The organism is Methylomonas rhizoryzae, from assembly GCF_008632455.1.
GTDB classification, from domain to species: Bacteria; Pseudomonadota; Gammaproteobacteria; order Methylococcales; family Methylomonadaceae; genus Methylomonas; species Methylomonas rhizoryzae.
On the sequence record NZ_CP043929.1, the window covers coordinates 4,509,863 to 4,524,744 of the forward strand.

Consider the following 14,882-nt stretch of genomic DNA (forward strand, 5'->3'; position numbering starts at 1 on the left):
CCTAGTATAACGTATATCATACTAATTAATTTACTCGTCTGTGTTTTTATAATGCAACGATGATATTTGCTCCGAGACGATACCGATCAAAAATATAATCAAAGAAGCCAATATTAATACCGCTCCCATATTAGTGAATCGGCTCAATGTAATATACGTATAGGTGTAATACAAAATTCCGGTAATAAACGTCAATCCGCTAATCGGCAAAAACAAGCGCATCGGCGAAAACAGCGCACCGATTTTTAAGATAATGATAAAAAAACGAGTGCCGTCTTTCAAAACCCGCAAGTGGCTTTTGCCCTGACGCTTGCCGGCATGAATCGGCACGTAGGCGACCGGAAACCCGGAGCGGAAAAACGCCATCGTGCTGGTGGTGGGATAAGAAAATCCGTTCGGCAGCAAATACAGAAATTTACGGAATTTATGCGCCCTTACGGCGCGAAAACCCGAGGTCAAATCCTCGATTCTATGCCCGGTCATCAGCGAGGCCAATTTGTTGTAAAACGAATTACCAACCCGCCGCGCCCAGGAAGCATGCGAGCTTACATGCCTGGCGCCGATAGCCATGTCGTAGCCTTGCCCTAACTTAGCCAGCAAGGCCGGCACGTCGGCCGGATCGTGTTGGCCGTCGGCATCCATGAACACCAAAATGTCGCCCGAAGCATTTCTCGCACCGGTTTTTACCGATGCCCCGTTGCCCTGACTATAAGGATGTCGAATCACCCGTGCCGCATATTGCGTTGCAATCGTTGCAGTCTCATCGCTGGAACCGTCGTCGACCACCAATAATTCGGCGTCCGGAAAATACAGCGACAGGATTTGCAGTACTTGGCCGATATTATCCGCTTCGTTTTTTGCCGGCAGTATGATGCTGAGTTTAGATGACTGTGTCACGGAGTATTTCGACCGGTAAAGAATCAATGACCCCGGCGGCGTTACGCTGCCGGTTCGGATTTGAGAAAGTCGCTGGCAATCTTCAAACTGTTTGCCACGACCTGATGCATATCATAGTAAATATACTGACCGCAGCGGCCGATAAAGGTCATATTGGCTAGCGATTTGGCCAACTCTTGATATTGCGCATATAGGCGCTGCGGCCAACCGTCTACCGTCTTCACCGGATAATAGCGTTCGTAGCGATTGTCTTCGTAGCCGCACGGAATTTCCCGGGTCAATAGGCTTTTGTTCGCCCCCAAATCGCAACCCGGATACAGCCGCCATTCGGTTTGCCTAGTATAAACCCCTTGATCAGTGAAATTGACGGTAGGCACGGGTTGCGTCAGCTCGTCCACTACACGGTGTTCGAATTTGATCGAACGATAAGGCAACGCACCGAAACATTGCTCGAAATACACGTCTATGGGCATGGAATTGAATACATGCAGGTAATCGGCTTCCATCGCTTTTTCGAACCGGCAATTCAACCTGACTTCGATTGCCGCATGGTCCAGCATGTTATCGATCAGACTGAGATAACCGTTTTTCGGCATGGCCTGGAAACGGTCGTTGAAATAATCGCAGTTGTCGTCGTAACGTACCGGTAGCCTTTGCAAGACGGAAACCGGCAATTCCTCCAGCCTCAATCCCCACATTTTATAGGTGTAACGCCCGAAAAACAGATCGGTCAGATACGGGCCGAACAAATTTTCGGCCACTTCCCGAGCATTGGCGGGCCGCAGGTGACGCACACATTGCGTGGCCAAAAACGCCTTTACCTCTGCTTCGTGTTGCAGCGACAACGCAAACAAACGGTTTAAGGTTAAACGATTGATCGGCAGCGGCACGTAGCCGATGCTTTCCACCCACGCTTCCACTTTGTGCCGATAGGGCAGCCATTCGGTAAAGCGGGAAAGGTAATCGAAGATGCCTTGGTCGTTGGTATGAAAAATATGCGGACCGTAGCGGTGCACCCGCAACTTGAGGTTCTCGTCAATCGGGTCGAACGCGTTACCGGCAACATGATTGCGGCTATCGATGACATCAACGGCGTAGCGACCGCTATCGGCCAGTTCACGAGCCACCGTTGCCCCCGCGAACCCGGCCCCGACCACCAGGACGCGCTTCATGTTTGCAACCAAGCCGCCAATTTTTCCGCCTGCTCGGCCCAGGTAGGGATGGGCAAATCGACGGATTCGGGATGGGCCAACAGATCGAGGATCTTGGTTGACAGGTCTTCGACGCTATCCGGCTGATAAAGACAGCGTGGGTAGTTCTGAAACAATTGTGCCAGCGCGCCAACCCGCGCTGCCAATACCGGCGTTTTGCAAGCCAAGATTTCGTATGTCTTCTGCGGAAAGGCGTAACGCCCGAAATCGCTGTCTCGCATACAGATCACCGCCAAATCGAGCGCGTTATAAAACACCGGAATATCTTGATGCGCTAGCATTCCTAAATAATGAATCCTAGGATGCGCAGGTATAGGACAGGCATTATCGGTAGGACCCGCCAAGACCAAATGCAGCAGCAAATCGCTTTCGGCAAGTTGCAAGAAACTGCGGTAAAGCAGGTCAATCCCACGAGACGAATCCAAGGCGCCGGCAATTCCGATTAACGTTCCTTGAACCGGTAGCTTCAGTTTTTCTCGACATGCCTGCTTGTTCAGCGGGATGAAGTCGCCACCTGAAATCGTGCTTTCTAGCGTTATTACGTTGGGATGTTGGTAGCGTTGACGGATATAGTCAGCGAGTGCATCGCTAACGCAGCAAATGCCTTTAGCTCCTTTAACCGCGCGACGATACAGCCACAAAACTCCGGGTAATTTAGCTAAGCCAAAACTTTCATAATTATCGTATAAATCGAGATAATAGGGTCGCCTATAAACCCAAGCAGTCAGCATTGCAAATGTAGCCTGCAAACAGTCGGAACTGCCGATAACAATATCATGACGAGCAAATATTACGCTATTGAATACTTTAATAAAATCGATAATAGAACCAATAAAAAAACCGTAAAACCTTGATCTCGAATCTATCTCAACAACCTTAAGTTTCCGATTAATATGGTAATCCATGCAAACCGCCGTCATACTATTAGTAAACAATGACAACTCTAAAGGTAAATTAAATAATCGACCATAGCGATCATCCAACACATCTTTACCCATATATCTGCGCTTGCACAGAAACAAGACATTCATTTTTTACAAGAAAATATCATAGCCATGATGAAGCGATTTTCATAAGCACTTTTTACCATAATACTTAAATTGCAGCACAAACCAGTGCCACGGAGAAACGATACAAGACGCAGTCAACGCAGCCAATCTTATTACCTGCTCTTGCATACAATCTATAACAGAAATTTTCTCCAGCTTACTACCTGCCACCCGATAAATTGTTTTAGCATAAAATAGTGAAAGAAAACTATACGACTTACCTATAATAATGCTCGAATACACATCATCAATTGCAACACGAACGTTTGACCGAGAAAAAAGCCGCAAATAATGTGCGTATTTTTTAGGCATAAAAAACTGCAAATTCGAATTAAATTTACTTATTAAATCTACAATTTTCAGCAATTCTCCAGCCCCATCTCCGACATCAATTAATACTTTATCACCCAGCGCGTCAAACTTAATAGAATCGATAGAATAAGACTCAAAAATTGCAGAACTTCGCTTACCTAAACATCCTTTGAGCGCATCATTCCTTGCTAAAATATAAACTTGATCAAGTGGCGTAAACTTAAGCCAACAGTGTAAATATATTAAGTAATTGATATAAACAATATAAACCAAACTCGCTAATTGTTTGCCGTGTTTAGGTGGGTATACAGCCAACATCGCCAATCGGTTACGTTTTCGATAATATTCTCGCCAGGGAACAATCGGCTTAGTTTCACTATAGTTATGTCGGATAACCGAAGCAGGTACGGCCCACAAAGTCCAACCCGCCTTTTTCGCCCTCAACCCCCATTCTACGTCGTCGTAAAACACAAACAAATCTGCAAAAGTGCCCACTTGCGCCAGGCATGACCGGCGAATCAACACTGAACATGCAGCCAAATAACCTACTTGATAGGGATTAGTTTCAGCCGGCACGCGCGGTTGACAAGAAAAATTTTGCCTTAACGCGCCAAGCCACGGCGAAATCTCTCCTCCGATTTCCTGAACGGTATTCCGATCATGGTACAAACAAATTTGCGAGCCGACTGCTCCAGCCGAAACATGCGCGTCCAAGCAGTCGATTAAAGGACCTAGCGCACCTTTTTCGACAATAACATCGTTATCCAGCAACCAAACATATTCGATTTCCGGCCTAGTCAGGGCGACACGCATTCCTGCTGAAAAGCCGCCTGCCCCGCCTAGATTTTCGGCATGCTGCAAAATTTCAACTGATGGAAAATTCGCTTTGATATACTCAACGCTTCCATCGCTTGAAGCGTTATCCACCAGCAAAAGCTGACCATTAATAGGAGCGAGCTCATTCAAAACTGAAGACACGCTTGCAGGCAAAAATTCTTTTCCATTCCAATTGACCATGATGGCCAGTATTCTAGGCGCTATAAACGGCGTGATATTGCTCATCTAAGTAGTAATTTATTAGCCAAGCGCTGTCCAAATAATAATGACCTCATAATCACCCGAATCCAAGGTGGCGACAATGCAATTGCCCCCTCAACCCAATAGCACCCTAATTGCATATTCCCCTTAAATCCCATTTCATATCGTATTAGATTTAATAGATTTGTAAGACTGATGGGCACCCCTATTTTCAAATAGCAACTCATCTTATGCGACTGATCTAACACAAGCGGAACCCAGTTAATCGATTTTACCGCTTCCGCCGAAGGGTACTTTAAAAATCGAATTACGGCTGACCGTATCGTTCTATCCATCGATATGTCGGGATTGCGCCAAACTCCAAGAAGAGCACTTTCCTTGGCAAACTCAAGGCAAAGCGAGTGAAGAAATTCAGCGTATGCGGAAAGTTGAATATCTTGACTTTCCGACACAAAAACAGGACTAGTCCACCCTTTTGACACCTTGTAACCGGCAACCGAAGAATGTGTCGACGCGGTAAATATGTGCTCAATTATTAAGCCACGTTTAACAATAATATCTTCGGAACCTCGAAAATAGGAATGGCAACTTCCCTCCGCCGCCGACTCTACCACGGACTCGGCTAAACCCAAATAGTATCCTTTTGCACGGCAAGACCAACCCAACGAAGAAAAAATGCGATTCAGCGCTGTTTGACAATTAAGCCGCCATCCAACATCTACGATAGCCCAATTCCCGTCCTGGTTTAGATTTTCTTGTTGAAAGTATTTCTGAACGTTTACTAACGCCGATTTCGCCTTGTCCATGATAAGGACTCGAATTTCTTGGTTATGTAAAACGAATAATCTAAATTGCTCCAGGCGCTCTACCGAAAGCGCGCTTTGATAATCGTATGCCCCAAACTCAGTGCCGCATAAAAGCTCATCTACTTCATCCCGCGAAAAATTGAATCTCGCCAATATGTCGTATATCGCAGTGGAACCGTTTCGTGAAAAGGCCCAGTCAATGTTCTCCAGGGCGTCACCCAGTATCGAAGGAAGGAACCATGCTTGTCGTGAACCATATAAATACTTGATTTCCGGCCCATCTTGAACAACGCTCAATTCTTTTGCAATTTTATAAAGAATTTCTCCATCCCTAGAAACAAAATAAAGCCGCTCAATTCCATGAGATCGAGCGCTACGAAGCACCCACGCTGTAAAAGCCGTTAACACAGGAGCAATTAATCCGGTTACGACAGGTACGCTTTCTGTGAATGGTCCGGGGTTGCTTCCATGCTTGAGTCTGATTATACGTTGCAGCCCGACGATTTTCGATAAATTCGGGCTCAAATCAGTTTTGACTAAAAAACGTTCGTATTCAGTTAGTTTAGCGCTACCGACATAAGTGGCGACAATTCCAAATCGAGACGGCACTTTAATATCCGAATAGAGGTTATCCCCGAAATGACTTATATCTGAGGGTAAAACTCCCTCTTTATCTAAAACATATTTGTATAGGGAACCATGATGCTTGGACAACCCGATATCTCCCGAAACATAAACAGAATCGTTCTGTTCGGCTAAACCGCTTTTAATCAGGCAAGCCCTAATAAAAGAAGTAGGTAGATACATATCGGAAATAAACAATATACTGACCCCTCTCCGTCTAGCATCAGCAATAATGCGAGCAACATAGGGATTTGGCCTAGCAGCTTGCATTTCCAACTCCAACTCGATATTCATGGCAGTTTGAATATCAATTTTGAAAGGCAACAAATCGCTGAAATGATAATATATGTCGGATAGCCTTATATCTTCCCTATAATATCGTAAAGTACGCCTTGCCACCTTTTCCGCTTTGATTCTTAAAAGTGCGATATGATTTATGTCGTGCTTGCAGGTGTCGAAAACAAATTGACTGATCAAGGTACGAGCTAAATCATAGAATAGATCAATAGGATAAGCGGTCGAACGAATTAACGCAGTATCAAACACGTCAAATGAATATACCTCGCTCATTCATCCACCAAAGAATGATATAATTTTAAATACTTCGTTATAAGTATATTTTCATTAAAACTATTTTCTACTTTCAATCTAGCCGCCTTACCCCACGATATTCGCTTTTCTACATTGTCTATCGCGAATCGTAACGCAGCTACTAATTCAGAAACGTTCTTAGGCCTAACAAGCAAACCAGTTGAATTATGATCAATTAGCTCCGGTAATCCACCGACCGAAAAAGCAATGGTAGGAGTGGCAGTCGCCATCGTTTCAAGCACCGAATTCGGACAGTTGTCTGCTAGCGTAGGAAACAAGAATATATCGGCTGCTGAGTAATATTGTGCGAGCAAAATATCGTCCTGAATATAGCCGGTAAAATGTATATTTAAACCTTTAAACTCATCACTAATATTTTTTGGCGGACTGCCAATGGCAAGAATATAAGGAGGCGGATCAATATGTCTTAATGCCTCCAACGCATAGTTAAGTCCTTTAAATTTATTGTTCAACTCCATTGATCCGATTAGCACAATAAACTGGTCTACTGGAAGCTGTAAAATTTGTCTAATAGTAACCTTATCCAAAGGCCTAAATAAATTAATATTTACTGAATTATAGATTACAGCGGGCTTTTCTTCGAAAAACCCAGACGACATGGCTTGCTCCGCCATCCAATTGGATGGCACAACTGGGATAAACAGATTTTGCCTTGCGGTAGTCCGCTTGAATCTCCGTACAAAACCCGTTCTATCAATTGAAGTCAATAAAGGCCATTGACCCAATTGCGGACAATTACCACAATCATTCATATAAGCCGTACATTCTAGAGGATATATACAGCCGCCGGTAAATGGCGAGCAATCCCTAAATGTCCATACGACCCTAGTATGTTTAGCCAACCACCTTAAAGCTATCGGTGAAAAAGTGATAGTAATATCGTTAAAATGATATATATCGTAGTCAACTTCTTTGCGATAGATATGAAAAAAAATTTCAGGAGTAATAAAATCAGGCAAACCGATCCTTCGAGACAGATATAGGCAAGATCTATAAAACATTTGACCGAAAAACTCACCGTGAAGCTTACGCATACTAGGCAACCAACGTTTACTCGGATAACCTAGCCAGTGATGAGCAACATGACCGTTTTGAATTAATAACCTCGTTAGTGTCTCCGCGCTTCGGCCTGCACCTCCACCGGAAGCATCTGATTTGCTTATAACGGCGACCAATAATTTTTTCATTAGTGGTTATGCTTATCTACTACCGATTGATAAAATTCCAACAGCCTACCAATCCTATCTTCAGCAACAACCTTTTTCATGTTCTGCCGAATGTAATTTTTCATTAATTTCAATTCTTCCGGCGAAAGTGACAGCAACTTATGAATAGCTTTTTTCAATGATTCTGGATCAGAATTTTCAGCCAAAAATCCAGTTCTTCCATCTATGATCATTTCCTCCAGACTTGATTCATACGTGCCAATGACTGGCGTCTCCAGAAATAGCGCCTCAAGGCAGGCATTTGGATAATTATCTAACTTTGATGGAATCAATACCGCTTTAGCATTCATAATAAAGGGAAATAATTGACTTCTATTAAGCGGCGAAAAAAAATATAAGCGTTCTAAAACCGAAATATCACATTTGCTTTTAATATAACTTTGCCACGTTGTATGCCCTATTTGATCCAAGCCTACGCCATTGTCCTGGCCTATAAATACAAAACTAATATGATTGTACCGATCTAGGATACTGCCAACTGCATCAGCTATTACATCTATACCTTTTATAGGGTCAAACTGATTGAAATACAAAATGTACTCAAGCTCGACTCCACTCTTATCATAAACTGTATAATCAAGAACAATGTTACCCGGCTCGACTACTGTATAGATAGTCTCTATCTCTACCTTCGTCTTTCTATATGTCAATTCAGAAGTACTTTTACATGGCGAAAAAACTGCGGCGGATTTATTTAACTTGTAAATCGTGAACATATGATTTAAGCAATCTATAATTTTCCTCTGCTTTAAATGAGCGAAATACGCCGGTGGAAAACAAGACAAGCGACAAACGACAGGAGCTCTATTAAACTTTCTTAAAATATATAGCCCTAACACCTCTCCATAAGGCAAGATTGGAATTTGAACAATATCGAATGGAGTACTTTTGTCTATTACTGAAAACCCCAAAAAAAGCCGTCTATCGACCAATATCCCTACAAGAAATTGGCATAGTATTCTTAATAAAGGAACATCGTTAATCCAGTTTGAAAACTTAATTGTCGCATCTATTTCGTAGATATGTACCTCATTATCTTTCCAATAATAATTTCTATTTGACAACAAGATTATATAAGCTTCATGACCTTTAGATGCCAAAAAATACGACGTTTTCTTTAAATAAGCTGCCAAACCGCCATGCGGAGTTTTCTCGGTTGGATATTCGGAGGTAATAAACGCAATTCGCATTATAATTATCTCTTGCTCAACCACGCTTGAAACATCAGCACATTCCAAAGGAGATATTCATGATTATCGCCAGCCAAATGAGCTTTCCATAATTGCTGAATATAGTCTGGATTCAAAAATTCGTTTTTCTGAATGCTCCGCTGGTCCAAAAGACTTTCAGCCCAATCTCTGAGACTCGTTCTGAGCCATTGACCTATGGGAACTCCAAATCCCATTTTGGGACGTTGAAACAAGTGCTCAGGCACATATTCGTTCAGCAACTTTCTCAATATCAATTTCCCTTGTTTTTTATCAACCTTTAAATCTAAAGGGAGTCGCCATGCCTGTGAATATATCCGATGATCAAGCAGCGGAACGCGAACCTCCAATCCGACAGCCATACTAGCACGATCAACTTTGGTTAATATGTCATTGGGAAGATAATCGGTAGTGTCTAATAATTGGAACTCTTCGATGTAATTATTAAAATGGCGATTGTACAGGGCTTCTCTATCGATATTATTACTTATTTCTTTGCTCACCAGTAAGTTATAGTCTCCCTGCCATTGCATCATATTTTTTAAATACGTTTCAATAGGATTGGCGGATACCCTATCGGCGTATCGATGTGCCTTATAACCTAAGTTCGTTATTTTTAGTTTCGAAGGCATACTCCGCGAAATTACATCCCAGGTTCTTTTATCAATTTTTTTAATATTATTCCCAATAATGCGTCTCAATTTTTGATTAAGGAATGGCAGCATCAAAGGACTATTATGTACAAAATATCGGTCATATCCGGCGAAAATCTCGTCGCCGCCATCACCTGAAAGAGCGACGGTAACTTCCTGTCGGGTTAATTTCGAAAGAAACAATGTTGGAATTTGTGAGGAGTCGGCAAAAGGTTCATCATAAACACCTCCTAATTCTTCAACAATTGACAAGCCTTGAGTCGAAGTCATATAGGCTTCAGTGTGGTCAGTCCCAAGGTATTGAGCAATTTCTTTTGCGTAGTTGGCTTCGTTATAAGACGTTTCCTCAAAGCCTATAGAAAAAGTCCGAATTCGTTTGATACTTGATGATTGCATAATTGCTACAACCAGCGAAGAGTCTATTCCTCCGGATAAAAACGCACCGACTGGTACGTCGCTAACAGTTGTTATATTCACTGCGTTATTAATCAATTTTTCCATTTGATCAATATAATCACTGGCGTTACGGTATCTTATGCTTTGTTTTTGCCGCAAGGCTTCTTCCAGTGCATCCCAATATATTATTTCTTTATATGTAAAATCGCTATTAAATTTAATTATACTGCCAGGCTTTACTTTTACCGCACCCTTATATATCGAACAATTACTAGCTACATAACCGTGCTTAAGAAAACTAGACACTGCATCAATATCAATTTCACTCTGAAACCCGGGATAATATTTGAACGTTTTAACCTCTGAGCCAAAAAGTATAACCCGTGAGTTTAAGTACATGTACAAAGGCTTTATCCCGAATCGATCTCTTACTAGATAAAGTTCGCGACTTTTTATATTCCAAACTGCAAACGCAAACATTCCAATTAGTTTTTTAACCGTTTGTTCCACTCCCCATTCAGCGCATGCCTCCAATATCACCTCAGTATCCGAATGACCTTTGCACCATCTACCGATCGCTTCTAACTCCCTTTTTATTTCCTCAGTATTATATACTTCTCCATTATATGAAATTATAAGTTGTTTACAACTTGACAACATAGGTTGGCGCCCTAATTCCGACAAGTCACGAATAGCCAGTCTACGATGACCTAGAGCCAGTGAATTGTTATTATCTATCCAGACACCGCGACCGTCAGGCCCTCGATTTTCGAGCGCATCCGTCATACAATTAATAATATTTTCAAGCTCAACCCGTGACAAGCTTGAGCTTCGTACCCACAGGCCGGATATTCCACACATTTTGCTAATTAGTTTTTTCGATTACGATTATTAAATTTTCACTTTAATTGGCGCAAAGTTTCCCAACACAACTATTCTTTACAATTTAATATTTGAAGTATTCCTTATATTCCACTCGCACTTCATAGTAATTACCCCTGTTCTTCCACCACGCGTACTATTTGCCAGGCATGGGATATCGCCTGTTGTAAACTGTATATTATCTATACAATCTATAATGCCTGTATCAGGATGCCACAACAGCACTTTTACTCCATATGACTTGTTATGGAACATAATATTTCCAGGAATTATTACTCGTGCATGATACTCTCCAGACTGATCAGGTGTTTTCAGACCGGCATCTTCAGGAAACGATCCAAATATTTGATTTTTATATTCATCCAGTAATGCGACAGTAATTTTCATTTCGCTTACAGGCTTTGCGATAACAAAACACATATCAATAAACGTATCGTTATTTGGAAAAATTACATTAAGTTGAGTATCTGTGGAGTTAGTCACTTTGATTGATGTTATTTGCGCATCTTTGTCGTGTTCATATTGCTTTCTTGTCCATTCGAGGTACTCTTTAGCGCTACCTAGTGTGGCTAGGTAATCTCGGCAAGCCTCGTTAGATGTTTTCTGGCTTATCATTTCACCGTAGGCCAACAGGATGCATGTGGTACATAGCTGTTGAATAAAAGACAGGTTGTGGCTAACGAAAATGACAGTTCTTCCGCTATGTCCTATTTCCTCCATCTTACCTAGACACTTCGCTTGGAATTTTGCATCGCCTACAGCAAGCACTTCGTCAATTATGAGAACTTCCGGCTCCAAATGCGCCGCAACCGCAAATGCCAGCCTGACATACATCCCGGACGAATAATGCTTGACCGGCGTATCCAAAAACCTTTCCACTTCCGCGAATTCAACTATTTCGTCGAACTTACGTTGAATTTCATGCTTGCGCATACCGAGAATCGCGCCGTTTAGATAGATATTTTCCCGGCCGGTCAGTTCGGGGTGAAAACCGGTCCCGACCTCGAGCAAACTTGACACCCGCCCGTTGATGACGACTTTTCCCGTCGTCGGGTGAGTGATCCGGCTTAGTATCTTAAGCAGGGTGGATTTTCCCGCGCCGTTTCTACCGATAATGCCAACTCTATCGCCTTGCTCGATCTCGAAATTGAGGTCTCTTAACGCCCAAAATTCTTCCCGGCTTTGCGCCGTTTCGATACTTGCAAAAGGATGAACGATGCGGCTGCCGAGTCGGCTGATGCCACTAGTGAGTTTTTCCGCCAGGGTTTGATAGGTGTACCTGCTCTGTTGCTGATGTTGAATGCAGTAACTCTTACCCAGATTTTCGACTTTGATCGCGACACTCATGTAATAAAGGCCAAGCTGTTACAGACTATCGGCAAACTGGCGTTCGGTGCGCATAAAATACCGATAGCCGATCAAAAAAAGCAGGATGGAAACGCCTGTCGACAACCCAAAGCGCTGCCAGTCCAACTGCACCGAATCGCCAATCACCATCCAGCGGAAACCGTCGATAACGCCTACCATGGGATTCAGGGAATAGAGGGAGCGCCATTGTTCAGGTATCACCCGGCTGCTGAAGCCGACCGGAGAGATATACAGCCCGATTTGCACTAAAAACGGAACGACGTAACGGAAATCCCGATACTTGACGTTCAACGCCGATATGAGATAACCGAGCCCTAATGCCGTGATAGCGGCCAGCAGCAGAAAACCCGGTAACAGCACTATCGCAAGCGAAGGTACGAAACGGTACCACGCCATCATTACTATCAATAGCGCGAAGGAAATGAAAAAATCGACCGTATTGACCAACAATGGCGCAGTCGGCGCGATGATTCGTGGGAAGTAAACCTTGCTGATCATCGCCGAATTGTTGACGACCGCGTTTGCGGCTTCGCTCAGCGTGTTGGCAAAGAAGTACCAAGGCAGCATCGCGGTGAAAACCATGATCGCGTAGGGTGCTTCGCCCTCACTCGGCATTTTGGCGAGGCGTCCGAACACCACGGTAAACACCAACATCGTTAACAGCGGCCGTAATATCGCCCAGGTTGCACCGATTGCGGTTTGCTTGTAACGCACTTTAAGATCGCGCCAGGCTAAGAAATAGAATAAATCCCGGTACTCCCACAATTCGCGACCGGCATCGCTGATGGTTTTCTGCGGGGTGATAACTGTTTGCTGATATTGGTGCATTCGTCAAGTCGAAGGGATATTCTCAAATGCGCATAAGGCGCGCAACCTTGTTGGGGCATTTCAAGTTTAGCGGAGCGACTAACAATGCCGGCTACACAGTTAAAGCCCGCTATCGGTCTATCTTTCATCGTTGGGCACGCCCAAAGCTACTTTTTTGCTATCCGTGCTGGCCGAATTAGCCATCGGCGCTGATTACTGGACAACTCTAGTCGGTTTTTCACACAATAGGGCCCGCTATCTACAGTAATTTTTTCTCACCCTCTTTTAACTCCTTGTATTTGTGATGCAAACCCCAACCATCGTCATATACGGCATCAAAAACTGCGATAGCGTAAAGAAAGCGCGCGCTTGGTTCGATGGCCGTAATCTTGCCTATCATTTCCACGATTACCGGACCGACGGTTTGGACGCGGAGTTATTACGGCAATTCGTCGCTACCCTCGGCCTGGATGCGGTGTTGAATCAACGTAGCACCAGCTGGCGGCAGCTAAGCGAAGACAGCAAACGCGACCTCACCCCGGAAAAAGCCTTACAGCTGATGCTGGAAACCCCGACTTTAATCAAAAGGCCGATCGTTTCCATCGACGAACGCCTGTTGGTCGGCTTTGATCCCGAACAAATCTCCGCACTGCTATGAGCGATACCCTGGAACTGTTACAACGCCTGATTCGACTGGAATCGGTCACCCCGGCCGATGCCGGCTGCCAAGACGTGTTGGCCGAATGCTTAACCCCTTTGGGTTTCGTCGATGAGCGTCTTCCATTTGCCGATACCGAAAATCAATGGTTGCGGCGTGGCACTCGCAGCCCCTTGTTCGTGTTTTTGGGCCATACCGATGTAGTTCCGCCCGGCCCGGCCGAGGCTTGGGGTTCTGCACCGTTCAAACCCAACATCCGCGACGGCAAACTATTCGGTCGCGGCACGGCCGACATGAAAGGCAGCATCGCCGCATTCGTCACTGCCGTCGAGCGCTTTCTGACTCGGCATCCCTCGCACAAAGGCTCGATCGCGGTGTTGATGACCAGCGACGAAGAAGGCATTGCCACCCACGGCGTCGTCAAAGTCGTCGAAGTTCTGGAGGCGCGGCGCGAGAAAATCGATTGGTGTTTGGTGGGAGAGCCTTCCAGCAGCAAAACCGTGGGGGACGTGATTCGAGTCGGTAGGCGCGGGTCCTTATGCGCCAAATTAACCGTGTTCGGCATCCAGGGCCATGTGGCCTATCCGGAATTGGCCGCTAATCCGATTCACGCCTTTGCTCCGGCTTTACAAGAATTGACCGCCGAAGTTTGGGATAACGGCAACGCCTTCTTTCCGCCCACCCGCTTGCAGGTTTCCAACATCAACGCCGGTACCGGCGCGGAAAACATTATTCCCGGTCAATTGGAGGCCTTATTTAACTTGCGTTTCAGTACCGAGCTGAACGAAGCGGCCATCAAAGCCCGCACCCACGCCATCTTCGACAAATACGGCTTCGACTACCAAATAGACTGGCGCTTGTCGGGTAATCCGTTTTTAACCGGCTCCGGCGAATTGTTGCAGGCTACCCATGCCGCAATCCGAGCCGTTTGCGGTATTGAACCGATAGACGACACCGGCGGCGGCACCTCCGACGGCCGCTTCGTGGCGCCTACCGGCGCGCAAGTAATCGAACTAGGCCCCTGCAACGCCAGCATCCACAAAGTCGACGAACACATAGGTTTGGAGGAACTGGAAACCTTAAGCCGGATTTACGAGCAAATATTGATCAATTTGCTCGCTTGATTTTCTGCGTT

12 protein-coding genes are annotated in these 14,882 nt (G+C 44.6%); 2 read left to right on the forward strand and 10 right to left on the reverse strand.

Annotated features, from left to right (window positions below):
* Positions 1–30: 30 nt before the first annotated feature.
* The 10 genes from F1E05_RS19925 to F1E05_RS19970 form a co-directional block, all read right to left on the reverse strand.
* Positions 31–897: a glycosyltransferase family 2 protein gene (locus F1E05_RS19925; RefSeq protein ID WP_150051622.1), complete on the reverse strand. Its 867-nt coding sequence runs from the start codon at positions 895–897 to the stop codon at positions 31–33.
* 41 nt (positions 898–938) lie between these two features.
* The gene (locus tag F1E05_RS19930) at positions 939–2,069 is read right to left on the reverse strand and encodes a UDP-galactopyranose mutase (protein WP_150051624.1); all 1,131 of its coding nucleotides are present in this window, start codon (positions 2,067–2,069) and stop codon (positions 939–941) included.
* A complete protein-coding gene (locus tag F1E05_RS19935; RefSeq protein ID WP_190303205.1) occupies positions 2,066–3,106 on the reverse strand; it encodes a glycosyltransferase family 4 protein in 1,041 nt (346 codons plus the stop codon). The genes F1E05_RS19930 and F1E05_RS19935 overlap by 4 nt, the downstream gene beginning before the upstream one ends.
* Positions 3,107–3,178: 72 nt before the next feature.
* Entirely contained in the window at positions 3,179–4,531 is a 1,353-nt protein-coding gene (locus tag F1E05_RS19940; RefSeq protein ID WP_150051627.1) for a glycosyltransferase family 2 protein, read from the reverse strand.
* Positions 4,528–6,507 (reverse strand): HAD family hydrolase, encoded by a 1,980-nt coding sequence (locus tag F1E05_RS19945; RefSeq protein ID WP_150051629.1) that lies wholly within the window; start codon positions 6,505–6,507, stop codon positions 4,528–4,530. The genes F1E05_RS19940 and F1E05_RS19945 overlap by 4 nt, the downstream gene beginning before the upstream one ends.
* Positions 6,504–7,736 carry a glycosyltransferase gene (locus F1E05_RS19950; protein WP_150051631.1) on the reverse strand — a complete coding sequence of 411 codons (1,233 nt, stop codon included), beginning with the start codon at positions 7,734–7,736 and terminating at the stop codon, positions 6,504–6,506. The genes F1E05_RS19945 and F1E05_RS19950 overlap by 4 nt, the downstream gene beginning before the upstream one ends.
* The gene (locus F1E05_RS19955) at positions 7,736–8,965 is read right to left on the reverse strand and encodes a glycosyltransferase family 4 protein (protein WP_150051633.1); all 1,230 of its coding nucleotides are present in this window, start codon (positions 8,963–8,965) and stop codon (positions 7,736–7,738) included. Before F1E05_RS19955 ends, F1E05_RS19950 begins: the two co-directional genes overlap by 1 nt.
* A gap of 5 nt (positions 8,966–8,970) precedes the next feature.
* Positions 8,971–10,893: an asparagine synthase (glutamine-hydrolyzing) gene (gene asnB, locus F1E05_RS19960; RefSeq protein WP_150051635.1), complete on the reverse strand. Its 1,923-nt coding sequence runs from the start codon at positions 10,891–10,893 to the stop codon at positions 8,971–8,973.
* 78 nt (positions 10,894–10,971) lie between these two features.
* Positions 10,972–12,261, reverse strand: a complete 1,290-nt coding sequence (locus F1E05_RS19965) for an ABC transporter ATP-binding protein (protein WP_150051637.1) — start codon at positions 12,259–12,261, stop codon at positions 10,972–10,974.
* A gap of 18 nt (positions 12,262–12,279) precedes the next feature.
* Positions 12,280–13,110 carry an ABC transporter permease gene (locus tag F1E05_RS19970; protein ID WP_150051639.1) on the reverse strand — a complete coding sequence of 277 codons (831 nt, stop codon included), beginning with the start codon at positions 13,108–13,110 and terminating at the stop codon, positions 12,280–12,282.
* A gap of 283 nt (positions 13,111–13,393) precedes the next feature.
* Between F1E05_RS19970 and F1E05_RS19975 the strand changes: the two genes are divergently transcribed.
* Both F1E05_RS19975 and dapE read left to right on the forward strand, forming a co-directional pair.
* Positions 13,394–13,747 (forward strand): ArsC family reductase, encoded by a 354-nt coding sequence (locus tag F1E05_RS19975; RefSeq protein WP_150051641.1) that lies wholly within the window; start codon positions 13,394–13,396, stop codon positions 13,745–13,747.
* The gene (gene dapE / locus F1E05_RS19980) at positions 13,744–14,871 is read left to right on the forward strand and encodes a succinyl-diaminopimelate desuccinylase (RefSeq protein ID WP_150051643.1); all 1,128 of its coding nucleotides are present in this window, start codon (positions 13,744–13,746) and stop codon (positions 14,869–14,871) included. Before F1E05_RS19975 ends, dapE begins: the two co-directional genes overlap by 4 nt.
* The last annotated feature ends 11 nt before the right edge of the window (positions 14,872–14,882 follow it).

Bases quoted from the DNA above. Each gene is read 5' to 3' on its own strand.
- F1E05_RS19930 (WP_150051624.1), bottom strand. From the start codon at position 2,069: ATGAAGCGCGTCCTGGTGGTCGGGGCCGGGTTCGCGGGGGCAACGGTG.
- F1E05_RS19975 (WP_150051641.1), top strand. From the start codon at position 13,394: ATGCAAACCCCAACCATCGTCATATACGGCATCAAAAACTGCGATAGC.
- F1E05_RS19940 (WP_150051627.1), bottom strand. From the start codon at position 4,531: ATGAGCAATATCACGCCGTTTATAGCGCCTAGAATACTGGCCATCATG.
- F1E05_RS19935 (WP_190303205.1), bottom strand. From the start codon at position 3,106: ATGGGTAAAGATGTGTTGGATGATCGCTATGGTCGATTATTTAATTTA.
- asnB (WP_150051635.1), bottom strand. From the start codon at position 10,893: ATGTGTGGAATATCCGGCCTGTGGGTACGAAGCTCAAGCTTGTCACGG.
- F1E05_RS19955 (WP_150051633.1), bottom strand. From the start codon at position 8,965: ATGCGAATTGCGTTTATTACCTCCGAATATCCAACCGAGAAAACTCCG.
- F1E05_RS19945 (WP_150051629.1), bottom strand. From the start codon at position 6,507: ATGAGCGAGGTATATTCATTTGACGTGTTTGATACTGCGTTAATTCGT.
- F1E05_RS19965 (WP_150051637.1), bottom strand. From the start codon at position 12,261: ATGAGTGTCGCGATCAAAGTCGAAAATCTGGGTAAGAGTTACTGCATT.
- dapE (WP_150051643.1), top strand. From the start codon at position 13,744: ATGAGCGATACCCTGGAACTGTTACAACGCCTGATTCGACTGGAATCG.
- F1E05_RS19950 (WP_150051631.1), bottom strand. From the start codon at position 7,736: ATGAAAAAATTATTGGTCGCCGTTATAAGCAAATCAGATGCTTCCGGT.
- F1E05_RS19970 (WP_150051639.1), bottom strand. From the start codon at position 13,110: ATGCACCAATATCAGCAAACAGTTATCACCCCGCAGAAAACCATCAGC.